Source organism: Enterobacter sp. RHBSTW-00318 (genome assembly GCF_014101375.1).
Lineage (GTDB): Bacteria > Pseudomonadota > Gammaproteobacteria > Enterobacterales > Enterobacteriaceae > Enterobacter > Enterobacter ludwigii.
The window spans coordinates 3,161,356-3,184,804 of the sequence record NZ_JABXQH010000001.1 but is presented as its reverse complement, the minus strand read 5'-3'; the positions used below and the strand labels follow the sequence as shown (position 1 = coordinate 3,184,804).

Annotated in this window: 18 protein-coding genes; 4 read left to right on the top strand and 14 right to left on the bottom strand. The window is 46.3% G+C overall.

Annotated elements, in window-relative coordinates; all coding sequences use genetic code 11:
* Positions 1-22: 22 nt before the first annotated feature.
* The 7 genes from HV157_RS15690 to silC form a co-directional block, all read right to left on the bottom strand.
* Positions 23-220 carry a DUF2933 domain-containing protein gene (locus HV157_RS15690; protein ID WP_000843494.1) on the bottom strand — a complete coding sequence of 66 codons (198 nt, stop codon included), beginning with the start codon at positions 218-220 and terminating at the stop codon, positions 23-25.
* Between the two features lie 40 nt (positions 221-260).
* Positions 261-2,735, bottom strand: a complete 2,475-nt coding sequence (silP, locus tag HV157_RS15685; protein ID WP_182268701.1) for an Ag(+)-translocating P-type ATPase SilP — start codon at positions 2,733-2,735, stop codon at positions 261-263.
* A 97-nt stretch (positions 2,736-2,832) separates the two neighbouring features.
* Complete coding sequence (locus tag HV157_RS15680; RefSeq protein ID WP_001549797.1) at positions 2,833-3,273, bottom strand: DUF411 domain-containing protein; 441 nt, start codon at positions 3,271-3,273, stop codon at positions 2,833-2,835.
* A gap of 85 nt (positions 3,274-3,358) precedes the next feature.
* Entirely contained in the window at positions 3,359-6,505 is a 3,147-nt protein-coding gene (gene silA / locus HV157_RS15675; RefSeq protein WP_032231520.1) for a Cu(+)/Ag(+) efflux RND transporter permease subunit SilA, read from the bottom strand.
* 10 nt (positions 6,506-6,515) lie between these two features.
* Positions 6,516-7,808 (bottom strand): Cu(+)/Ag(+) efflux RND transporter periplasmic adaptor subunit SilB, encoded by a 1,293-nt coding sequence (gene silB / locus HV157_RS15670; protein WP_001446341.1) that lies wholly within the window; start codon positions 7,806-7,808, stop codon positions 6,516-6,518.
* Positions 7,809-7,921: 113 nt separating this feature from the next.
* Positions 7,922-8,275, bottom strand: a complete 354-nt coding sequence (locus HV157_RS15665) for a Cu(+)/Ag(+) efflux RND transporter periplasmic metallochaperone SilF (protein WP_001246152.1) — start codon at positions 8,273-8,275, stop codon at positions 7,922-7,924.
* Positions 8,276-8,302: 27 nt separating this feature from the next.
* A complete protein-coding gene (silC, locus tag HV157_RS15660) occupies positions 8,303-9,688 on the bottom strand; it encodes a Cu(+)/Ag(+) efflux RND transporter outer membrane channel SilC (RefSeq protein WP_001507116.1) in 1,386 nt (461 codons plus the stop codon).
* A gap of 189 nt (positions 9,689-9,877) precedes the next feature.
* Between silC and silR the strand changes: the two genes are divergently transcribed.
* The 4 genes from silR to HV157_RS15640 all read left to right on the top strand — a co-directional run bounded on the left by silR (position 9,878) and on the right by HV157_RS15640 (position 13,206).
* The gene (gene silR / locus HV157_RS15655; RefSeq protein WP_000697966.1) at positions 9,878-10,558 is read left to right on the top strand and encodes a copper/silver response regulator transcription factor SilR; all 681 of its coding nucleotides are present in this window, start codon (positions 9,878-9,880) and stop codon (positions 10,556-10,558) included.
* The gene (gene silS, locus HV157_RS15650) at positions 10,551-12,032 is read left to right on the top strand and encodes a copper/silver sensor histidine kinase SilS (RefSeq protein ID WP_000555733.1); all 1,482 of its coding nucleotides are present in this window, start codon (positions 10,551-10,553) and stop codon (positions 12,030-12,032) included. The genes silR and silS overlap by 8 nt, the downstream gene beginning before the upstream one ends.
* Before the next feature lie 244 nt (positions 12,033-12,276).
* Positions 12,277-12,708: a silver-binding protein SilE gene (gene silE, locus HV157_RS15645; RefSeq protein ID WP_000790485.1), complete on the top strand. Its 432-nt coding sequence runs from the start codon at positions 12,277-12,279 to the stop codon at positions 12,706-12,708.
* 147 nt (positions 12,709-12,855) lie between these two features.
* A complete protein-coding gene (locus HV157_RS15640) occupies positions 12,856-13,206 on the top strand; it encodes a DUF305 domain-containing protein (protein ID WP_001549799.1) in 351 nt (116 codons plus the stop codon).
* A gap of 168 nt (positions 13,207-13,374) precedes the next feature.
* Here HV157_RS15640 and HV157_RS15635 read toward each other — a convergent pair whose 3' ends face one another.
* From HV157_RS15635 to HV157_RS15605, 7 genes are all read right to left on the bottom strand, one after another.
* Complete coding sequence (locus tag HV157_RS15635; protein ID WP_001549800.1) at positions 13,375-15,201, bottom strand: AAA family ATPase; 1,827 nt, start codon at positions 15,199-15,201, stop codon at positions 13,375-13,377.
* Between the two features lie 563 nt (positions 15,202-15,764).
* Positions 15,765-16,064: a helix-turn-helix transcriptional regulator gene (locus HV157_RS15630; RefSeq protein ID WP_001097216.1), complete on the bottom strand. Its 300-nt coding sequence runs from the start codon at positions 16,062-16,064 to the stop codon at positions 15,765-15,767.
* Positions 16,065-16,416: 352 nt separating this feature from the next.
* Positions 16,417-17,343, bottom strand: a complete 927-nt coding sequence (locus HV157_RS15625) for a hypothetical protein (RefSeq protein WP_032231523.1) — start codon at positions 17,341-17,343, stop codon at positions 16,417-16,419.
* Positions 17,344-17,354: 11 nt separating this feature from the next.
* The gene (locus tag HV157_RS15620; RefSeq protein WP_164954902.1) at positions 17,355-18,911 is read right to left on the bottom strand and encodes a TnsD family Tn7-like transposition protein; all 1,557 of its coding nucleotides are present in this window, start codon (positions 18,909-18,911) and stop codon (positions 17,355-17,357) included.
* A gap of 40 nt (positions 18,912-18,951) precedes the next feature.
* Positions 18,952-20,400, bottom strand: coding sequence for an ATP-binding protein (locus HV157_RS15615; protein ID WP_001049180.1), 1,449 nt, complete (start codon positions 20,398-20,400; stop codon positions 18,952-18,954).
* On the bottom strand, positions 20,400-22,523 hold the full coding sequence (locus HV157_RS15610; protein WP_182268700.1) for a transposase: 2,124 nt from the start codon (positions 22,521-22,523) through the stop codon (positions 20,400-20,402). The genes HV157_RS15615 and HV157_RS15610 overlap by 1 nt, the downstream gene beginning before the upstream one ends.
* On the bottom strand, positions 22,510-23,352 hold the full coding sequence (locus tag HV157_RS15605) for a TnsA endonuclease N-terminal domain-containing protein (RefSeq protein ID WP_182268699.1): 843 nt from the start codon (positions 23,350-23,352) through the stop codon (positions 22,510-22,512). The genes HV157_RS15610 and HV157_RS15605 overlap by 14 nt, the downstream gene beginning before the upstream one ends.
* Between the last annotated feature and the right edge of the window lie 97 nt (positions 23,353-23,449).

The following is a 23,449-nucleotide window of genomic DNA, read 5'->3' as shown; positions in this document are numbered from 1 at the left end:
CGACGCGGCCCCGTCTGCCGGATTAATTTTTTTTATCGTTTTCACTTCCGTGATGTTGATGATCTCCATGCCCTCCGTGGCCGTGGAAAAGATGCATTAGCGGGCAGACCAGCAATAACAGATATGGCCAGTAACCTGCCACATGTGACCAGTGTTCGCGCAGGAGGGCAAATGCCGCGATCGCGGCGACAGCAATAAGCGCATAGGTGGTACTTTTCATACTGGACTCCTTCTGTTCGTAACTGACCCTTCACTCAGTGTTATTTCCCGAGCCTGACACTTTTCAGACGCAACGCATTCACAATGACGCTGACGGAGGAAAGAGCCATGGCCGCCGCCGCAATAACTGGCGACAGCAGTATTCCATACACAGGATAAAGCAGACCTGCAGCCACAGGCACGCCAAGTGCGTTGTAGATAAATGCAAAAAACAGATTCTGTCGGATATTTTTCATGGTGATCTCTGACAGATGACGGGCCCTGTTCAGTATCATCAAGTCGCCTTTGAGAAGGGTGACTCCGGCACTTTCAATTGCCACATCTGTACCCGTTCCCATAGCTATGCCCACGTCAGCCGCTGCCAGCGCCGGGGCATCATTTACACCGTCCCCCGCCATCGCAACCACATGACCAGACGCTTTCAGTCGGGTTATCACTGCTTTTTTGCCGTCAGGCAGAACCCCGGCTTCAACCTCATCTATTCCCAGTTTCCGTGCGACTGCTTCAGCAGTAAGCTGGTTATCCCCGGTGAGCATAACAATGCGGATCCCCGCCTGACGCAAAGCTTTAAGCGCATCCGGCGTGGTTGCTTTCACGGGATCCGAGATAGCTATCAGGCCTGCAAGGTACCCATCTGTGGCCACATAGATAACGGTAGCGCCTTCCATCCGCAACGTATCCGCAACGGCCTTTTGATTATCAATAACGATACTGTTTTCCTGCATAGCCAGTTCATTACCAATAACAACCCGTTGACCTTCAACATCGCCTGAAACACCTTTCCCCGACGGAGCATTGAAATCACTGACTGCGGGTATCATGATCCCCCTGTGCTGGGCTGCCCGGACTACAGCCATACCCAGCGGATGCTGCGAGCCTTTTTCCACTGCGGCCGCTACACGTAAAAGAGATGCTTCCCCACCCGGATTGAGACTGATAATCCCTGTCACCGTAGGCGAACCTTCCGTGAGCGTGCCTGTTTTGTCGACAACCAGCGTGTCCACTTTTTCAAGACGTTCAAGGGCTTCGGCATTCCTGATTAACACCCCGGCCTGGGCTCCTTTGCCTACCCCCACCATTATCGACATCGGTGTGGCCAGCCCCAGTGCGCAGGGGCAGGCAATAATCAGGACCGACACAGCCGCAATCAGACCGTGCGCCATCCTGGGCTCGGGCCCCCAGACAGACCAGATCACGAAAGCAACAACCGCGATAAGTATCACCAGAGGAACAAACCAGCCTGAAACGCTGTCTGCCATTCTCTGGATGGGGGCACGCGAACGCTGTGCATCAGCGACCATCTGAACAATTCGTGAGAGCATCGTTTCATCACCGACTTTCTCTGCTCGGATGATAAGACTACCTGTCTGATTAATCGTCCCCCCAATGACAGGTTCACCCTCTTTTTTGGTAACCGGCATAGACTCCCCGGTCACCATCGATTCATCAACAGTTGTTTTGCCTTCGACCACGATACCGTCGACCGGAATACTCTCTCCAGGTCTGATGCGGAGCTTATCGCCAGGCAGGACATCTTCTGCATTAATATCCGTTTCATGACCGTCATGATCCAGCCGCCTGGCTGTTTTGGGGGCAAGGTTCAGAAGCGCAGTAATGGCACCTGAGGTTTGTTCCCGTGCCCGCAGTTCAAGAACCTGTCCCAGCAGAACAAGCACCGTAATTACTGCTGCGGCTTCAAAATAAACGGCCACCAGGCCATCCATGTTTCTGAACGATGCAGGAAACCAGGAAGGGAAGACGGTTGCAATGACGCTGTAAACCCAGGCTGCGCCGGTCCCCATTGCAACAAGGGTAAACATATTCAGGGAGCGGTTACGCAACGACATTCCGGCCCGGGCGAAGAATGGCCAGCCACAGTACAACACGACTGGAGAGGCCAGAAGCAGCTGCAGCCATGTGTTGTATTGTGGCGGTACTGTATTCCTCAAGGCGGGAAACAGATGAGATCCCATTTCGAGTATCAGAACCGGAAACGCCAGCAACAACCCCAGCCAGAAGCGTCTTGTCATGTCGCGAAGTTCATCACTCGGCCCCGTCGATGCCGTGGCTACGAGCGGTTCCAGTGCCATTCCACAGACAGGACAGCTTCCGGGACCACTGCGGCGTATCTCCGGGTGCATCGGACATGTCCACACACCTTCAGAAATATCTTTCTCCGCCTGATGGTGAGGCTGTTTTATCTGGTCTGGGCTGACTTCGTGGTGATCGTGGTGGTGGTGGGAATGTTCACTGGCATCTTCGGTAAGATAACGGTCGGGATGGGCTGTAAATTTACTCTCACAGCTGGCAGAGCAGAAATAAAGCTGATGGTCCTGGTATCGAATGCTGCTGTGCGCCTTGTCGGGCAGGAATGCCATCCCGCACACGGGATCTCTCACCTTATGCAATACGTGGCTCTCGTCCGGGGATAATGTCTGTTCAGAAGCAGTCTGGTTGTTGTGTTGCACTACATTGTCATTTTTCACAGTAACTCTCCTTATGCATGCCTGAAGCATTTTCTGTCTTCAGGGTATGTCATGGATGCGATTACCACGAATGTCGCCGGCACAGGAGTGCCTGCTGCCGGCGTCCCGTTATCAGCCGTTCCGCTGACTATTCGATTCGCTGGAAGACTTTTTTACTGCCCTCCGGAGAGAATGAAATAACATCGTAAGCCTCTTTACGGGCCCCCATCTCCATTCCCGGGCTCCCCGCAGGCATGCCCGGGGTGGCAAGACCATAAATCCCTGAACCAGACAGCATTGCCTTATGTATCGTGGCTGCAGGCACATGGCCTTCAATGATCAAATTACCAGTAACTGCGGTATGACAGCTTCTCAGCTCAGCAGGAACAGCATATTTTTCTTTCAGGGCTGACAGGGCCTGATCATTCATGACGTGGGTCCGCACCTCAAACCCGTCCTTTTCCATCGCCTTGCCCCACAGGGAACAGCAACCACAGTTTTCAGACTTGTACATGTCTATTACTTTTTCACCTGCCATTGCAGGAAGTGAAAGGCCAAAAGCCAGGGTCATTAAAATTATTTTTTTCATACTCACCTCTGTATGTTATCGATATAAACCCTGACGTCAGGGTGAATTTATGCAAAAGGACACCCGCAGGGGTGCCCTTTCAGGGTTATGACACGCTCTTTTTATGTCTGCGCAGCCAGATGAGTTTATAGGCGGCAGGAATAATGAACAGGGACAGCAGCGGAGCTGTGATCATCCCGCCAATCATGGGGGCCGCGATACGGCTCATGACTTCTGAACCTGCGCCGGTACCCCAGAGTATCGGCAGCAGACCCGCGATGATCACCGCCACGGTCATGGCTTTCGGCCGGACACGCAGCACGGCACCATGATAAAGGGCTTCATCAAGACCTTCCGGTGTGAACGTTTCTTTGTTTGACAGTTCCGGATGCGCTTCAATGGCATGACGCAGATACATCAGCATGACCACGCCAAACTCTGCTGCCACACCGGCCAGGGCGATAAACCCGGTTCCGGTTGCGACTGACATATGGAAGCCCTGCCAGTACAGGAACCATATCCCGCCAACCAGGGCGAACGGCAGACTCATCAGGATCAACAACGCTTCATCAACCCGGCGGAACGCCAGATACAACAGGATGAAAATGATCATCACCGTCATCGGCACCATCAATTTAAGTTTCTTGTTGGCGTGCTCAAGCAGTTCAAATTGTCCGGAGAATGACACGCTGGTACCCGGTCTAAGTTTCACTTTCTGACTGATAGCCGTTTTAATATCATTAACCACCGACACCATATCCCTGCCGCGCGCGTCAATGTAAATCCAGCTGGCTGGACGGGCATTTTCCGTTTTCAGCATAGTCGGCCCTGAAACGACCTTAATATCCGCGACATCGCCCAGCGTGATCTGCTGCTTCATCGGGGTCAGGATCGGCATCTGTTTCAATGCATTTGGACTGTTCCGATAATCCTGTGGATAGCGAATATTAATCGGGTAGCGGGCCACGCCTTCAACCGTTTCCCCTACCGTTGCGCCGCCGATGGCTGATGAGACAAACAGCTGTACATCACCAACAGTCATACCGTAACGGGACGCTTTTTCCCGGTTGATATCGATATCGATGTAACGCCCGCCTTCAAGTCGCTCAGCCAGGGCAGACACCACGCCCGGCACGGTTTTGGCTACCGCCTCGATACTCTGCGCAGTCGCATCAATATCGGCCAGGACAGTCCCTGAGACCTTGATACCTATCGGGCTTTTGATCCCGGTTGAGAGCATATCAATACGGTTACGGATAGGCGGAACCCAGAGGTTTGCCAGACCCGGTAAACGGACGGTCTTGTCGAGTTCTTCAATAATCTTGTCAATCGTCATACCCGGACGCCACTGATCCTCAGGTTTGAGCTGGATCGTGGTTTCCACCATTTCAAGCGGTGCGGAATCCGTTGCGGTCTCTGCTTTACCGGTCTTGCCAAATACAGAGGCCACTTCAGGAACGCTTTTGATTAACTTGTCCGTCGTCTGCAGGAGTGCTGCAGCTTCTGCCGGAGAGACGCCAGGCAATGTTGATGGCATATACAGCAGGTCGCCCTCATTGATCTTCGGCAGAAACTCCCCCCCCACCTGACTCAATGGCCATATAACGGTGAAAATGGACAAGGCCGCAACCAGCAGGGTTGTTTTTGGCCAATGGAGGACCCGCAGCAGCAATGGATGATACGCTTTGATCAGCACCCGGTTCAGGGGGTTACTGGTCTCGGCAGGAATTTTTCCCCGGATCCAGAATCCCATCAAGATCGGAATGACAATGATGGCCAGCGCGGCCGCTCCCGCCATGGAGTACGTTTTCGTGAATGCCAGCGGGCCAAACAGACGTCCTTCCTGACCTTCCAGGGTAAAGATAGGAATAAAGGACAGGGTGATGATCAGCAGGCTGATAAACAGTGCGGGTCCCACTTCCACGGAGGCGTCGGTAATCACCTTCCAGCGGGTGGCGTTGTCAATCTGCTCACCCGGATGCTGATGATCCCACTCCTCAAGCCGTTTATGCGCATTCTCAATCATCACAATGGCGGCATCCACCATCGCACCGACGGCAATAGCTATCCCTCCCAGCGACATGATATTGGCGTTTAGTCCCTGGAAGTGCATGACGATAAAGGCGATACACAGGCCAAGCGGCAGAGAGATAATCGCCACCAGGGCAGAACGTACGTGCCACAGGAACAGGGCACAGACGATGGCCACCACGAAAAACTCTTCCAGAAGTTTGGAACTGAGGTTATCAATCGCCCGGTCGATCAACTGGCTGCGATCGTAGGTGGTCACGATTTCAACGCCTTCCGGCAGGCTGGCCTTCAGCGTCTCCAGTTTATCCCTCACTGCCGTGATAACGTCGCGCGCATTTTTACCCGACCGCAGGATCACCACGCCGCCAGCGACTTCTCCCTGGCCGTTCAGCTCGGCAATACCACGCCTCATTTCGGGCCCGGTCTGCACGCGGGCAACATCCCGCAGATAAACCGGCACGCCGTTCTCACCTGTTTTCAGGACGATGTTATTAAAATCATCAATGCTCTGAAGATAACCGCTGGCACGGACCATATACTCCGCTTCGGCCATTTCAACGGATGAACCACCGGCCTCCTGGTTAGACGATTCAAGAGCCTGTTTCACTTCGGGCAGGCTGATCCCATACTGGGACAGTTTTACCGGATTGACCTGAATCTGGTACTGCTTCACCACGCCACCAACCGAGGCTACCTCAGCCACGTTCGGGATGGTCTTCAGTTCAAATTTCAGAAACCAGTCCTGCAAAGAACGCAGTTCTGAAAGGTCGTGTTTTCCGCTGCGATCGACCAGGGCATATTCAAATATCCAGCCCACTCCCGTGGCGTCCGGACCGATTTCAGAGCTCACACCCGCAGGCAGTTTGCCCTGAACCTGATTCAGGTATTCCAGCACGCGCGAACGGGCCCAGTACAGATCGGTCCCGTCTTCAAAAATGACATACACATACGAATCACCGAACTGTGAAAAGCCACGCACGGTTTTTGCGCCAGGTACGGACAGCATGGTGGTGGTAAGCGGATAGGTGACCTGGTTTTCTACAATCTGCGGAGCCTGTCCGGGATAGCTGGTTTTAATAATGACCTGCACATCTGACAGGTCAGGCAGCGCATCGACCGGCGTGTTAATTATCGTCCATGTGCCCCAGATGCTGAGAAACAGTGCGCCCATCATGACCAGGAAACGGTTGGCGACAGAGCGCCGGATAATCCATTCAATCATCGTCGTCTCCTCAGTGCCCTGAATGCATATTTACAGGCTGCTCAGACATTGCTGGCATACTGTTTTCTGTTTTTTCAGGGTGGCGCATACGTTCCAGCGCGCCCGTAATATTGGCTTCGGAGTCAATGAGGAACAGGCCACTGACCACCACGGTATCGCCTTCATTAAGACCGGAGCCAATGCCGGACTGTTGCTGTGATTCATGCAGAACGTGGATCTGTTTCGGCACAAACTTGCCTTCATCATCAACAGTAATCACGCGCTGTTCTTTGCCGGTATCGATAACGGCCTGGCTTGGTATCAGCAGCATCTCCTGACTTTGGGTATTCAGTTTGAGATAGGCATTCATGCCCGGCTTGAGAAACTCATCCTTGTTAGTAACCTGGAGGCGGACCTGAAGCGTGCGGGTTGTCTGATCCACGCTGGGAAGAATGTTCCATTTTTCGACATGGAATGTTTTATCCGGATAAGCCGGTACCGAAATTTCAAACTGCGACGTATCTTTCAGCAGATAGGCGATAGATTCTGGCACTGCAGCGCTGATCCAGACCGGGTCCATCCCCTGAATCTGAGCCACCACCTTATCTTTGGAAATATTCATGCCGGTGCGCAGGTCAAATGCAGTAATGACACCATCAATAGGTGCTTTAATGGTAAAACGGGTCTGGATTGTGCGGGTTGAACGCAGCCTTTGAATATCCTCTTCCGGCATACCAGCCAGACGAAGTCGCTCCAGAACCCCTTTTATCTGGGTTGGCGTACCGCCTGTACCGGATAACAGCAGAAACTCACTTTGTGCCTCAACCCATTCAGGAATGGTGATATCGATAAGCGGAGTGCCTTTCTTCACATGATCGCCAATCGTCAGGGGATACACTTTTTCGACGAAACCGTCAGAACGCGCCTGCACAATGACAAACTGATATTCGTTGTAACTGACATTAGCCGGGATTGTCTGAGAATAATTCAGCATTCCTCGCGTGACTTTTTGCGTTTTTAATCCCAGATTCTGAACCTGAGTTGGATCGATACGGATCCCGCCACTGCTTTTATCGCCACTTTCATCAGCATATTTCGGCACAAGGTCCATATCCATAAAAGGCGATTTTCCGGGTTTATCAAATTTGGTATCCGGTTTCATAGGGTCATACCAGAAAAGTACCTTTTTCTCCGGTGCCTTTTGTTCTGCTGGTACTGTTTTTTGTGATGAGTTTAAATACTGCCAGGCAGTAACCGATATCAGCCCCCCTGCTATGAGGCTGCTGATAATTATTGCAGCATATTTTATCTTTAAAGAAGCCATACAATTTCTCGCTGAAAAATCAAAACACCTGGCATATGCGCACGATTATTCATTCACAGTAATCCCATAATGAATGTTCAGGCGCACTGGATGTATTCGCTCCGGACTGTTAATCAGGATTGCGTAACGTTAATGCTTTTGAGTAAGGAGATATTGCCCTGCTGAATAAACGAGAAATCGACATGGTTGCCGGTTTTCAGGGCATTGATAGCGTCGTCTGCATTAACAAAAGTGAAGCGCATGGTCATTGCAGGCCAGCCCACCGCCGGGATTGCTTCGTGCGAAATGGTAATCTTTTTACTATTCATATCAATGTCTTTAACGATACCGGTGCCCTTGATAACCTGCTGTACCGAAGCATCACTGGCAGCATTCATATCGCCATGCTGATGTGTTTCAGCATGAAGACCGGCAGAAAACATGACAGAGAAGGCACCAAATAAAACGGCTTTAAGTGAATTACGCATTTTAATTTCCTGATTAATTGAATAAATTTACTCTACCCAACCGCCACCCAGCGCGGTAAACAGATTAATTTCGTTAACCTGTCGGGAATAGGTAAGATCGAGAATGGTTTGCTGCGTCGCGAAGAGGGAACGTTCTGCATCCAGCACTTCGATGTAACTGACAGCACCACTTGCATACAATCCTCTGGCACGCTGTAGAGTTATCTGAAGTGAATCAAGATAACGCTGCTGTGACTCAAGTTGCTGGCTAAGGCTGTCGCGCAGCGCAAGCGTGTCGGAAACATCCTTAAAGGCTGACTGAATTTTTTGTTCGTAATTAACCACGGACTGTTGCTGGCGAATTTCAGCCAGCTTCAGATTGGCTTTGTTCCTGCCAGCATTAAATATAGGAATTTCAATTTTAGGAATAAAATTCCACATTCCACTTCCTGACGTAAAGAGGCTGGACAGCTCCGTACTGCTAGAGGAGAGACCACTGGTCAGGGTAATGGACGGGAAAAAAGCCGCTCGCGCTGCGCCAATATTGGCATCAGCCGCTTTCAACTGGTATTCCGCTTCCATAATATCCGGACGCTGCAGCAATATTTGTGACGACAGATTTGGTGGCAATTTTACTGGTGCGATCTCCCCACCTTTAATCCCTTTTTCTGACGGAACTGCGCGGTACGTTCCCAGCACCAGTTGCAGGGCATTGTTTGCCTGAGCCAGATCGCCTTCTCGTTTGGCTATTTCGGCGCGGGTACTTTCGATTTGCCCCCTGGCTTGTTCAAGCGCCAGAACGTTCGTACTCCCGGTCACCAGTTGTTGCTCAACGAATGCATAAGACTGTTCATAATTTTTCAGCGTTTCCCGCGCAATACGGAGTTGTTCGTACGCCAGTTGCTGGCTGAAATAGCTCTGTGAAACGTTGGAGACCAGCAGGATGTGTACGGCACGACGGGCTTCTTCGCTGGCAAAGTAGTTCTGGCGATCAGCCTCACTCATGTTCTTAAGTTTGCCAAAAAAATCGAGCTCATAGCTGAGCTCCAGACCCGCGTCGTACTCCTGTGTGGTCGGCTTGTCACCTTTCAGACCACCGTTGTATGTGATCCCGGATGAGGCATTCAGTTGGGGATAACGATCTGCATCCGTGACGTTGAACTGGGCCCGGGCCTCTTCAACCTTCAGGGCAGCCATTCTCAAATCACGGTTATTATTCAGGGCTTCACCGATCAGCCTGCTGACCTGGGGATCGACAAAAAAGTTTCGCCAGCCCGTATCCTGATAGCTGTTTACCGCAGGCGTCAGACTGTTTTTAGACAATGAAAACTGCTGGGGAACCGGAGCTGGCGGACGCTGATATTCAGGTGCCAGAGAAACACAACCAGCCAGGATGAATATGGTACTGATGCTGAGTAATTTTAATTTGAACATAACGCTTCTCGTACAGGCAGACCTGGTAAATGGTTCAAACGAAGTCCAGAGTATTGATAGGGATACTTTACCGAACGCTCTCTGTTTGCCGGGTGACAGGATAATGACAATGTTGTCATTTTTGCTGTAATCCGTTGATAACGATCGTGGGCGCAATAAAATGACATTAGCAGCCAGCCGGGGAGCATGATGAAAATATTAATCGTTGAAGACGAAATTAAAACAGGTGAATATCTCAGCAAGGGGCTGACAGAGGCGGGGTTCGTCGTGGATCACGCTGATAATGGTCTGACCGGATATCATCTTGCCATGACAGCCGAGTATGATTTAGCCATCCTGGATATCATGCTGCCTGATGTAAACGGCTGGGATATCATCCGTATGCTGCGCAGTGCCGGAAAGGGGATGCCGGTATTACTGCTGACGGCCCTTGGCACGATTGAACACAGGGTCAAAGGACTTGAGCTGGGTGCGGACGATTATCTGGTGAAGCCCTTTGCGTTTGCTGAACTGCTCGCCCGGGTAAGAACCCTCCTCAGGCGGGGAAACACGATGATCACGGAAAGCCAGCTTAAAGTGGCTGACCTCTCGGTTGATCTCGTATCCAGAAAAGTCAGCCGCGCCGGGAACCGCATTGTGCTCACCAGTAAAGAGTTCAGCTTGCTGGAATTCTTCATTCGCCATCAGGGAGAAGTTCTTCCCCGCTCCCTGATTGCCTCTCAGGTCTGGGACATGAATTTTGACAGCGACACTAACGCGATTGATGTCGCAGTAAAGCGACTCCGCGCTAAAATAGACAACGATTACGGGACAAAACTGATCCAGACAGTGCGGGGCGTGGGCTACATGCTGGAGATCCCGGATGCATAGCAAACCGTCCAGACGACCTTTCTCACTCGCTCTGCGGCTGACCTTTTTTATCAGCCTGTCCACAATACTGGCGTTTATCGCCTTCACCTGGTTTATGCTGCATTCTGTTGAAAAGCATTTTGCCGAGCAGGATGTCAGCGATCTGCAACAAATCAGCACCACACTGAGCCGTATACTCCAGTCCCCGGCAGATCCGGATGAAAAAAAAGTAAGCAAAATAAAGGAATCGATCGCCAGCTACCGCAACGTTGCCCTTTTGCTCCTCAATCCCCGGGGTGAGGTGCTGTACAGCTCTGCGCAGGGGGCAGCACTACGCCCGGCCGTGAATTCAGCCGATTTTAGCGAGCACAGCCGCGCACGGGATGTCTTTCTCTGGACGGTGGAGGATACTGCGAGAGCGATGGATACCGGGTCCGGAATGAAGATGGAAACGTACCGGATTATCGCCTCCTCTGGCCAGGCGACATTTCAGGGCAAACAGCAGAACTATGTCATGCTGACTGGCCTCTCCATTAATTTCCATCTCCATTACCTCGATGCGCTGAAAAAAAATCTGATTGCGATTGCCGTCGTGATAAGCCTGCTGATTGTTCTGATCATTCGCATTGCTGTCCGTCAGGGGCACCTGCCCCTTCGTAATGTCAGCAATGCCATTAAAAACATCACCTCCGAGAATCTTGATGCGCGGCTGGAACCGACACGCGTTCCCATTGAGCTGGAGCAGCTGGTTATCTCGTTCAATCATATGATTGGAAAGATTGAGGATGTTTTTACCCGCCAGGCCAATTTCTCTGCCGATATCGCGCACGAGATCAGAACACCCATCACCAATCTGGTGACGCAGACTGAAATCGCTCTGAGTCAGGATCGAACGCAGAAGGAACTTGAGGATGTCCTCTATTCCAGCCTTGAAGAGTATAACCGGATGACCAAAATGGTCAGCGACATGCTGTTCCTGGCACAGGCGGACAATAATCAGCTGATACCTGACAGGGTTCGGTTTGACCTCAGAGCAGAAGTCATGAAAGTCTTCGAGTTTTTCGAAGCCTGGGCCGAAGAACGCAATATTATGCTCAAATTTAACGGGATGCCCTGCCTGGTTGAGGGAGATCCACAAATGTTCAGAAGAGCGATCAATAATCTGTTATCCAACGCCCTGCGTTATACCCCAGAGGGACAGGCAATCACCGTCTCAATAAGAGAGCAGGAGAGCTTTTTTGACCTTGTGATTGAAAATCCAGGGAAACCAATCCCTGAAGAGCATTTATCAAGGTTGTTTGACCGTTTTTATCGGGTGGATCCGTCCAGACAACGAAAAGGAGAAGGCAGCGGCATCGGCCTTGCGATTGTGAAGTCAATCGTGGAAGCACATCACGGAAGAGTGCAGGTGGAATCGGACGTACACTCAACGCGTTTTATCTTATCCGTGCCCAGACTGGAGAAAATGATTCCGGACACCCAGTGCTGGGAATAAAGATTTAAATGACAAAGATGTCATTAGCCTGTCATGCAGCAAACAGAAGCCATTCGATATAATTAGTGCAACTTATCAGGAAGGCTGGATTGCTTTATCAATATCCGGCGTCAGTGGACGCCAGGAAATGAATATCCAGTCCCCTCCCGGAGAAATAAACACTTCCGAACCTGTTTCAGTTATGGAACTGAAAACACCGGTTGTACTCCCCCGGACATCACTAATTAAGAAATGGAGAGTTATCATGAAAAATATCGTATTAGCATCCTTGCTGGGCTTTGGCTTAATTTCTTCGGCCTGGGCCACTGAAACCGTGAATATCCATGAGCGGGTCAACAATGCACAGGCACCTGCTCACCAGATGCAGTCTGCTGCGGCTCCTGTCGGGATCCAGGGGACTGCACCTCGTATGGCCGGTATGGACCAGCATGAACAGGCCATTATTGCTCATGAAACCATGACGAACGGGTCGGCGGATGCGCACCAGAAAATGGTGGAAAGTCATCAGAGGATGATGGGAAGTCAGACCGTTTCCCCTACCGGGCCGTCGAAGTCATTAGCGGCAATGAATGAGCATGAAAGAGCTGCAGTTGCCCATGAATTTATGAATAACGGTCAGTCTGGCCCACATCAGGCCATGGCCGAAGCGCATCGTCGCATGCTCAGTGCAGGCTGACGGCGAGGGAAGTATCTGTGCTGTCCTTATTTCCTTGATAGATTTTTCCGTAACCGGATATATGGCAACATCTTTGCCCCCTACAGGGGGCATTTTTATCAGATTCTGCTACAGTTAACGGGCATCAACGCTAAAAGGATATTTTTTATGAAAGCCAGAAACACTTTATTTGCAGTATTAATGTTATCCCTGCCAGCGATTTCAGCAGAACATTCAGAAATGAAAATGACTGATATGTCTACCTCGGCTTCGTCACAGGAATATATGGCTGGCATGAAAGACATGCATGACAAAATGATGGCTGCCGTAAATGAGCCCGATCCCGACAAGGCTTTTGCGAAAGGCATGGTAGCGCACCATGAAGGGGCAATAGCAATGGCTGAGACCGAGCTCAAATACGGAAAAGATCCGAAAATGAGAAAGCTCGCGCAGGACATCATTAAAGCTCAAAAAGGTGAAATTGAGCAGATGAATAAATGGCTTGATAGTCAAAAGTAAACATTGTAGAAATGTCACGACAAGCGTGATTTTACATCGTTCCTGGGCGCGGGAGTCGGTTAATCTTTATATAATTCAAACCCGATTAATTGCGGGTTTTTACTACTCTGTACTCCGGTCCTTTGTTGAGGACCGGAATATATGCACCTGAGATGCTTTTTTAATACATTATCTCGTCATGGATACAATGTCGCTCAGGATCTCAACCAGCTCGCTTCTCTCCTGCGTTCCGTCATGATAGGTTGATCTTGAGATGATTCTTTCTGATGTCATCTGAGGCCAGAATTTATCTAGTACATTATCGGGTTTCATTCCCACAGCCCGGCCGATTATTTTTTTAGCGTCACAGGTGTCCGTAAACGTGACGGCTACACCAGTAATTTCCTCGATAAGATCCGGGCACAGATAGTTTTCTATCTCACGTTTGCGCGTAGCGAAAAATACCTTACCGGCCTCCTCTACTTCTTTTTTACGCTTCTGGATGGACAGAACCTGTGCAGGGTCTCCCCCAATATCGGAGTCCAGAAATACGCACCAGGGAAGCCCCAGATCTTTGGCCAGATTCAATGTAACCCAGTGTTTGACGCTACCACACCCTCCTATGAGGACTGGCACTATTTTCACGTCCTCCAGAGAGGCTGGCAGCGCACCTGACTGTTTTAATGAACTGGCCGCATGCCTCAGGAAAGTAACATCCGACTTTCCCTCTACCAGAACAATCCCCTGCGCCCTTTCCATACCGGTCTCTGGCAGCACCCCCAGGCTTTCAGTGGCTTCCTTCAGCACTGCGTCATCCGGCATTTTTACTACGGGTTCACCCGCCTCATTTCGGGTAACATAACGTACGCCTTCGACAGGGATTAATCCGGCCAGCGCCGGGACATGGGTGGTGACGATAATCTGACGGTGCGGCTGGCCTGCCAGTGCCAGTAACGCTTTCATCAGCATCATCTGATAGTTCGGATGCTGTGACGTTTCAGGCTCCTCTATGGCATAAATCACATTTCTGGGCGTCCCCGCGACATTCTTTTCAGCCTCAGCCCGAAAAAAATTCAACAGGATAAGCCTCCTTATCCCGCTGCCGCGCTTATTGATGGGGATGCCATTTTCCCCGTCCAGGGTGAAATTGAAGGTCCACTTGGGTTTCTCCTTAAATCGTGGAGTCAGTTCACTGGCGAGTTCGGGGGCCATTTCACGTAATTTATCCAGCGTTCTCTGTGCGACATCCAGGGCGCTGTCCTGAATCTCATTTTCCAGCGCTGTAATTTTGTCCTGCAGCGCAGCCTGAGCGTCTTTTACGGCCTGCTGTAAGGGGTTTTTAGCTTCGGAATCCCCGTCGCTGCTTTCCCTGTCGGCTTTGAAAATCGCATACGTGGGCAGCAAATCGAGGATCTTACCCCATAATGATTTTGTGTCGGTTCCGAACTCTTTATCGACATCCAGCATAATTTCCGAACAGGTATAGGGGGCTGCGGCTTCCCTGATGGCCTGACGCCATAACGATGCAGTGCGTTTATCCGCCACATTTTTTTCAACTTCTTTTCCCACCGCCTTGAGCTCAGAAATTTTCATGCCCAGTAAATTTCTCAGGGGCTCCTCATCCGGGTGGATGCAGCGGATGCAGGTCTGCTCCGGTTTTCCTGAGGTCGTTGCTTTAAACGTTTTGACGATTTCAAAATTGCCGTCCTCATTCAGCAGATGTTCTGAGGCGAGCGTGGTCTGCACCCTGTCGTCGATCATGATAAAATCGGGCAGGTCATCAAATTCACAGGCTATTTCAAAACGGCCGTCCCCTTCTCTTAGGCTGAAACAGTTCATGTCATTCTTGTCAGCCTTCATTCCTTCTGTTTCAAAAAAAATAGCCAGCGCTTCCAGAAGCGTTGATTTCCCAAAGTCATTACGACCGACAATACCCGTCATGCTTTCATCAATAATGATTTCAGTAGAGTTTCTGTAGCCTCTGAAGTTTTTCAGTTTTAATTTTCTGAGCCGCATATGAAGTCCTGTGTGTAAGAAAGCGTTTTGCTGCAACCTGAATACAAAATATATTTTCAAATGCCTGCCAACAAGCAGGGATAACCGTTATTCAGAATATCTTAACGACATTTCGGGATTATGATCTGGTCGCGCTTTCAGAACTTTACTGCCCCTCAAAACACCGGAAACGAACTTGTGGTTGGTTACATGGCAAAGTTAAAACTCCAGAATCACGGGTAATGATTTCAATGCTTATTATATTTTTTGGAATTGACTCATGAGCTTTATAATTTAAATGATAATAATAACCATTCTTTTATGCGTAATATTTGCTACTGACACTGATGAATTTAAAAGAAGATAGATTTTCATTTACGGATTATTTCCTAAATTCATCGATAATGTGATCGACATAAAATTTTCACTGAAGAATGAAGAGATAATTTAAGGCCGAGCGAAATAGCTCAAAATGGTGTATTTAACATAACAGAAGAAATGAAAGGCTCTATCGCAACCTGATACTTCAGGCCGCTAAGGGGTTAATCTTGTTGAAGAAAAATTAGACCGGGAAGCGCCAGGCGTCACCATTTCTCCCGCCTGGCTGGAAGTGAAGAATAATTGTGCATAGCTCCGTATTCGGGCTTTGCATCTGACAATGGTTCCCTGGATGAAAGTACGATCTCCACTCCAAGGACGCTGAACACCCTAAACAAACGCTCAAAACCCGCACTTGCAGGGTTGGCCTCTAGTCGGGCATAAGTTTGCTGTGTTATACCCAAACGTTCAGAAACATCTTTTTGCGTCAGTCCATTGGCTTTGCGAAAGCCGATTAAAACAGGACGTAACTGATTCAAAGTCTTCAAAGCGTATTGAGTGTTCATAAGTGACCTTCCGTATCGACGGGTTAACAAGCATAACGCAGGGATTTACAGCATATAGGCTGTAATGCTCATTAACAGACTATAGGCTGTAGTACGAATCTTGCCAAGATGCGGCATCTTTCAAATACAAGGCCGTATTGGGTAAGCAGTACACCGTTATATAGCACCCCTTGCCCCTTTGCTGGAGAGGGACCCACGTGATCGCAGGTCTTTTAGACGTTGTTGCTAACCGGCATCATACACAGGTGGTAACCCCCAGGGAAACTCTATGAGTGATAATTTATTCCTGCCCCAGTCAAAATATAAAACCTTATCTAACTAGCTTTCTTAGTATTTTATAAATGAAGTGAAATTAGCGAAGAAGTTTTACATTGTAAAGTGAGCAAAAATATTTACCATTCAACTGGCAAAATTTACAATCTGCAGCCCTTAGCCTGAGAAAATGCACATTAACAGAATAATTATCAAGTCCGATAGAGGCATAACTTACGTCCTCAAAAATATCAGAAATAAATGAGTTGAAATTACAAAAATTAACTTCACTTAACATCTTGAACACCGCAGAAATATATCTATCATGCATTATCTTGACTTCGATAACCTTAGATAAACTTGAATGCGACTTACATTTGAAGAGATCAAAGAGAAAGTAAATCAGCATATTTTTATTGTCCGAAATCCATTTTAAAATTTTATTACGTGCACATGGTAATATATACACTGGATTTTTGAAAGGGTTTGAAACGTCAACCACAAGGGAACAATAACCATGAGGATTTATTCCACTTATAATTAAGTCACTAAGTCCTTTCACTGCATTCAAATAGTTATCAAAACAAACCTCATATAAACTGGTACTATGAACTGCACATTTAGATTCAAACAACCATCTATGACGCAGATAACCAATGCCTTTAGAGTGTATATCTTCAACAATACATTTGTGACAGTAACGAATGTTTGAGATGTTTACCAATGGATATGAATTAGTTATGTGAAAATTTTTCCGACAGGCATCTTCAACAGCGTTAAAATACCCGTAAACACCAGAAGATAACGACACTATATTGGAAGTTAGTATATAACCATTTCTAGTGGCAAGAATGTCATATATATCCTGCAAGCTATGCAATTTGTACATATCAATCAGTTCGAAACGAGGAAAGGCATCGTACCTTAGTGCGCCATGCTTTGATATTATGTTCCTGCAATTGGATAAGTTATACATTATCTGTGAACGCAGAAGAAAACTGTGCCACAATTCATTTTCGTAAACCATATAACTCCCTCTTATTTAATTAGTTCCATTTTTCTGAGAAGTATCATTGTCATTGGTAGTTTATCTCTGTATTTCAAAAGCCAGCCATGCCCTCCCAGTAAAGCATCTAGACTTGTAAGTGACATCGAGTACTGCCCCTGAGATAAAACATCATTTATTAATGATGATGAGATAATATCTCTCTCGCTCCAGTCTACTCTTTTATTTTTATAGCATCGTATTGTTTTAGGAAGACAGGAATTAAGCCAGTCACATTCATGTTTATTTAGCCAATAGAAACTTGCATAACAACTTTCTTTGACTAACTTTCGTGTTATAGAAACGGATTGATTATGTATAAATCTTAATATTTTCTGCTTATGACGCCGTCTTAAAGAATCTTTTTTACATTTTTTACGCCATGAGCATAAACCGTAACAAGATGAAATTACAGAGGATACAGCTCCTTCCGATAATGAGTTTTTCTCAGCTATGGATGCCAGACTAAACCCCCTTACAGCCATAGACTTGATAAGCAATTCAGTGAATATATTAATTTTTGTGTTTCGCTTAAACGCCCTCAGGTATTTTTTATAAATAAGTGTTTTAATGTAACATCTGCTGCGACTAAATTCCTTCCCAAGGTTGCTAACACTAGTATTATTTTCAACTATATGAAAACTGTATTTCTTATGACTTTTAAAGATTTCTTTCTTTTTATTAGTACGACTTCCTGCATACGTTGGCCAGCAAGTATTTAACAAACAATAACAAAGCAAAAGATGCTTTGTGGGATGCTGACAACATTTGTCTTTGAGTATAGGCTCCCAGTAATGATAATCAGTTAGGGATGTTGGTATAAGTCCCGATGAACCCTCCCCAAATAACTGGCACTTAGCATAAACATGTGCGTAGAATACATTTTTCTTTAAATTTCCATCCAATGATAATAAATTCAACTTTTTAAGTACATCCATGTAATTGGGGTGTGTAATATCTTTTCTTCTGATTATATTTAGGGACTCATAACAAAACTTAGCAAAATCGAAGTCTATCTCATTGCTAAGTTGTTCTGTATACGAAACAGGAGGCATCAGTCCAATACGTATGTGCGGTGAAGAAGGGACATGGATGCTTTCAAGCGCTACCGGATGCCGATGGCAGGTTGTAACCCCATGAAGCTGATGCGCCAGATGCCAATAAGTAACACCATAATGAAAAGTATCTTCACGAGCGCAAACCGGGCAAAACTTCAATAGTGTGCGCTGCCCTAGTGAAAAATTACTAAGGCGGCACAATCGATTAAGCCTGGCAGGGGTCGTGTTGAAATCCATAATTTCATTACGACTGATTGGTAGTGCCCAGGCAAAAAGAGGGAGTAAAGTCTGTTCATGCCAGAGCTGATCTGCACTTTCGGATGTATGAAGAGAAATAGCCTTTAATCCTGAATTGAGAATTGGATGGACGTTCATATCAGGTTTGTTGGAAATGATCGTTAACAGAGAAGATGGGGACATACCGTACACGGTAGTTGTCCGACAAAACCGGCTGAACAAGGATTCATCAGGCAAAACAGGCAACATTCTCATTTCCCACACCTCTCTTTGACCGTTACGAACTGTTACCTCATTACAATTTATTAAGTGGATCTATATTTATAAGCCCGCAACGCTGAAGAGCATCGTAGGTATTTTTCTTTTCAGCTGTTCTGTTGATAACAAGATCGTGGTCAAGAGACAGTATTTTCTCGTCGAAATTGCGCAAAACCTCGTCTATTTTTCCTACGAATTCCTTGTGCTGTGGCCTGTCTATATCCCCAGGGATCAAAGACTTTAGGGACTTCTCTGCCATGATTTTAGCCGAAGCATCACCCTCATTAGATGCAGAGAGCCATTTAGCTTCCTCATCTTCAGTCGCGGCCCCCGGGAGTGGAGTATCCTTATATTCCTCCGTATGACTCACGAGTACCGGTACAGAGGCCGACAAGACTGCGCCAGTGATGATTTCATTACCGCTACCGATAACCTTTAATTGTGCCCCCCGATAAATCATCTGAGCCAATCCAATATTGCCTTTAGATAAAATGAATAATTTTTCGTTTAACTCATCATTTAATGGAGTTTCAACATTTGTCCATTGTAATGGCCATAAATAATGAATAAACGATTGCCAGTCTTGTGAATCGTATCTAACATTCTTAATTTTCATGTAACCACCAGACTCTGCCCGCCTGGCAATTCTCATTTTCTTTGTCAGCGTCTCGTCAAAAGGATGATTTCCACAAAAAACCATAGATACCCCCATGGAATCTACAATTTCATGTAAAAAATCAATCAACTTACTCTCACCCCCGGTTCTTGAAAATTTAAGCCTCTGCATTTCATCAATAACAAGGATACCCAAAAATGATGATTTAATTCTTTGTGCAATCTGGCGAGCCAGAGCACCATTTCTAATCTCAGGTGTAGTTCGTTCAATACCAATTGCATCATCTAATTTTTGTAAAATCTCTTCACAAAGGTCTCTCACACTTGAATTGTATGGACAATTAATCTTTACCCATACAATTTGCTTACTGAAGCCGGGAAAAACTCCTTTATAGCTGCTGTGTTCTATAATCTGAGGGAAATGATCCATGACTTGCTCAATCATGGTAGTTTTTCCAGAACCACTCATTCCAACTATCGTAATAGTTTCAGCCTGGGATTTAAAATATCCACTTTCTGGCTCAATATCAGGACGCTCATTTCCATAGTAATGAAGATATTGAATTGTTCCGCTTTTTAAAGGATTACGAGCTGCATAGCTTTCCCTAAGTGCCCGTAAGATCATCTTATAAGCCTGGATAAGATTGGTTTGAGGGCAACGGAATTTCTTTATACGTTCGACATACTGCTCTCTAACATTCGCCGGGGCAGTCCAGCGGATTTTTTCGTCAATTTCGGGGAAATAACTCATTTCCAGAAGTACTTCATCTTCCGTAAGCGCTTCAGGAAGTGCTTCAATTAAGGGATTGCCACGATACTCAGGTAACTCCTGTTCTTTATATATCGCTGAAACGCGCCGTATAAGGTTCATTATTCTGCGTCCTCAGTCTTCTTCTTACCTTTTAACCATCTTTGTTTCTCCTCCCGGCCAGGCAAAAGCAGAACATTACTGGATGAAGGAAGTAGGGGTTCAGATCTTCCATTAGCAACATGAGTTCGCCCTAATGAATCAAGTTCATTTTTCCTGTTCTTTTTAATATCTTTACCATGTACCCGGCGAGATTCGTATATTTCATTTAATCTTTCGTTACCTTTCCTGTTAAATTCATCTTTATTATTGATATTGCTGAGCGAATCCAGAGTAAATAAATTAATTTCTTTTTGAGTATCTACCCAATCAGCCATTACATCTGTATCAAGATGAGCTTTCCCTTTAAATACATCTCTTTTCTTAAGTAGGTAATGTTTTTTGAAAATGCTATTTTTGTCAAATCTTACATATATATAATCTACGCAATTGTCATCTATTCTTGCTTCACAAGTGGTTCTTCCAAATACTCTGACACCTGATGCAATTTCAGGATCACATTCATAAAAAAGATTATTGTACTGAATCCCACCGGCGGTAATGTTAGCGTTCACAGGGATTAACAATCGTGCGATCACTTCGTCGGCCCCAACGGCTCTTGCGCTGAATCTCCCGTGCTTTAAGCTTATCATCCAACTATTTTTTGGTGATATTACGAGATCATTTTCAATCAGTAAGGGATTGATATAAGCCAGTTCCTCATACGTTCTCTGATTATGTGCAAGTATCTCCTGAATCAGTAAAGACGTGACCTCCTGAATCGTTAAACAAGCCCTAGATTGCGGTGTTGGCTCTCCTTTAACAATCTTTCCCCTTCGTGTTGTTCCAATAAGCCTATGAATAACCTCATCATTCAGAATGCCGAAACAGCGTTCAACAATGCTTTTTCTGTCGCCTCTACCGACTGGCGCAAACTCAAGTTTTGTCAGGGGGGTCATCTCTTCCTGAGGTTTAAGACCAATCATCTCCCCGTTGTCACACATCAATGTTAATGGAATGTGAGAACAAGGCCAATCATCATCAGTAATAGAGATTCCAAATAATCTACAATATTCTTTTTTTGGCATAAAGCAATTTGCTAACGCTTGTCGGGCGGCTCGCCATGAAGCATGGTATAAAGAAACATGAAGGCCAACAATCATTCTTGTTGCACGATCCACCACTGTATAAATAGTAGGACGCCCAATGACTTTTCGTCTGTTTAAACTCGAAATAAGATGTACATCAGCGACAGTTGAGTCTATTTCGAAAACATCACCCGGCAAAACAGTTGTATTAGCCACACTACCTAAAAGCGCCCGCATTTTGAGGTCTATTTCTTTTTTCGTGTTCTTCTTATTTATCGAGAAATCTTTAGTGAAGAGTTTTTTATTCCAGTATGAAAATTGTTTTAAAGAAGGAACATATGGAGCTCTATTTTCTAGGTTTGCTGTTTTAATTTCATCCCTAAAATACAAATCAATATGTCTCTCTAATGTTTTCTTTATCGTATCTCCGTTAACTTTATAATGATACGTAATGAGAGATTTTCTAATATTATTTATATCTCTTTCATTAAGAATGAAAACACGTGATCGTTCATTAGGTAATGCTCTGTTTTTTTTGGAATTCCCAAGTTTAATTTCATGTTTGATTCTACTTTTCCCAGCGGCGCCACAGTTCGAGAATGCGGGTAGCAATGCATAAATATCCTGCCCATGTCGCCAATACAACGCCAGAAGCGTTCTGATAGTATATTGTGATATTTTTTTATTTCTGGAGTAATCCATTAAAAGGTGCGACTTTTTATGTAATGCATAGTCGAACAGAAACATTCTGTCATCTACAAGATCTTTAATGATATTGTAATTTTCATCTCGCCTTCCTCTGTCTTTATCTGTTATTTCTTTCTCATCTACTAACATATATGAAGGATATATATAATCTTTACAAGTTATGCTATTTGATTCAATATAATATTTAAACATTGAAAATGAGAAAGGGATTGGCTTACCCGTTCTTTCTGATTTTATTTTAAACAAAATTAACAAATCGACCTTTCTGTCAAAATCCAAAACACGGTAAAGTCCCTCTGCAAGCAAATCAGTGCCTTGAGAGAGCCAGACTGAATTCCTAATAATATCCATTTGCGTTCAGTCCTATATAGTGGTCATTGGAAATTATCTTTATCAGACCGGTTTCGAGTATTGGATATGATAAATCAACATTTATCATTTTTAATCCAATCATTGCCTGCAATAACATCATCGCTTCTTGTGCATCTACCCCAAAGGTTGATGAAATCATTGCACGTAGTCCTACTATGGGATAAACATCTGGTTTAAGCTTCCATAGGATTTTATCAAGAGGATATTTATCATAAAATTCAGAACCATCTCTTAATACAGAAGTAGCCCAGCAAATGTTTTTACCGACGACGTTATTGAGTTCCGAGCCAACATAAATTTGAAACTCAACATCAATCAACTGCCAAAACATCCTCTCTATTTCAAGTTTTTGGGCTTCGCGTTCAGGTATGCTCTCGTTATGTTTTACTGCTATAGCTTTGTATCGAAGTCCGCCTTCAGGAGTTCTCAAGGTCAGTAAAAAATCGGTTGTCATAACATTCAGAACTTCGACAGGTACTCCTCTTACTCCCCTCACCATAGGATGTTGAAAATGTAGATGATTTGCTATTTGTTGGGTAAGCCGGAGAGGAAAGAGTGGGAATTGTTCCCGGATATCAATCACCGAGTCATTAAACTCAGCCAGATAGAAAAAGTTACTTTCGACAGAAGAAAGGAGATGATGGTTTCGAAACGTCTTAAGGCCAAAGACTATCGAACGGTTTCCACGGGATTTAACGTCCTGAGCTCTAAGCCAGGGCTGATAACTTTGGCCATAGCCCACTCCTATGCCGTCACCTAGCGCATTTTCATAATCCAAATAGGATTTGAGACGCCTACCCCTAGCCATGATCGTACCCTAAAAACGACATTGATACGTACCTATATGTGCATTTTATAGTCTCCAACCCTATAACCACACATTCAGTAAGTATACAACATTAGCG

Bases quoted from the DNA above. Each gene is read 5' to 3' on its own strand.
- silB (WP_001446341.1), bottom strand. From the start codon at position 7,808: ATGGCTTCTTTAAAGATAAAATATGCTGCAATAATTATCAGCAGCCTC.
- HV157_RS15625 (WP_032231523.1), bottom strand. From the start codon at position 17,343: ATGGTTTACGAAAATGAATTGTGGCACAGTTTTCTTCTGCGTTCACAG.
- HV157_RS15620 (WP_164954902.1), bottom strand. From the start codon at position 18,911: ATGAGAATGTTGCCTGTTTTGCCTGATGAATCCTTGTTCAGCCGGTTT.
- HV157_RS15680 (WP_001549797.1), bottom strand. From the start codon at position 3,273: ATGAAAAAAATAATTTTAATGACCCTGGCTTTTGGCCTTTCACTTCCT.
- HV157_RS15690 (WP_000843494.1), bottom strand. From the start codon at position 220: ATGAAAAGTACCACCTATGCGCTTATTGCTGTCGCCGCGATCGCGGCA.
- HV157_RS15615 (WP_001049180.1), bottom strand. From the start codon at position 20,400: ATGAACCTTATACGGCGCGTTTCAGCGATATATAAAGAACAGGAGTTA.
- silS (WP_000555733.1), top strand. From the start codon at position 10,551: ATGCATAGCAAACCGTCCAGACGACCTTTCTCACTCGCTCTGCGGCTG.
- silP (WP_182268701.1), bottom strand. From the start codon at position 2,735: ATGCTTCAGGCATGCATAAGGAGAGTTACTGTGAAAAATGACAATGTA.
- HV157_RS15640 (WP_001549799.1), top strand. From the start codon at position 12,856: ATGAAAGCCAGAAACACTTTATTTGCAGTATTAATGTTATCCCTGCCA.
- silR (WP_000697966.1), top strand. From the start codon at position 9,878: ATGAAAATATTAATCGTTGAAGACGAAATTAAAACAGGTGAATATCTC.
- silA (WP_032231520.1), bottom strand. From the start codon at position 6,505: ATGATTGAATGGATTATCCGGCGCTCTGTCGCCAACCGTTTCCTGGTC.
- HV157_RS15630 (WP_001097216.1), bottom strand. From the start codon at position 16,064: ATGAACACTCAATACGCTTTGAAGACTTTGAATCAGTTACGTCCTGTT.
- HV157_RS15605 (WP_182268699.1), bottom strand. From the start codon at position 23,352: ATGGCTAGGGGTAGGCGTCTCAAATCCTATTTGGATTATGAAAATGCG.
- silC (WP_001507116.1), bottom strand. From the start codon at position 9,688: ATGTTCAAATTAAAATTACTCAGCATCAGTACCATATTCATCCTGGCT.
- silE (WP_000790485.1), top strand. From the start codon at position 12,277: ATGAAAAATATCGTATTAGCATCCTTGCTGGGCTTTGGCTTAATTTCT.
- HV157_RS15665 (WP_001246152.1), bottom strand. From the start codon at position 8,275: ATGCGTAATTCACTTAAAGCCGTTTTATTTGGTGCCTTCTCTGTCATG.
- HV157_RS15635 (WP_001549800.1), bottom strand. From the start codon at position 15,201: ATGCGGCTCAGAAAATTAAAACTGAAAAACTTCAGAGGCTACAGAAAC.
- HV157_RS15610 (WP_182268700.1), bottom strand. From the start codon at position 22,523: ATGGATATTATTAGGAATTCAGTCTGGCTCTCTCAAGGCACTGATTTG.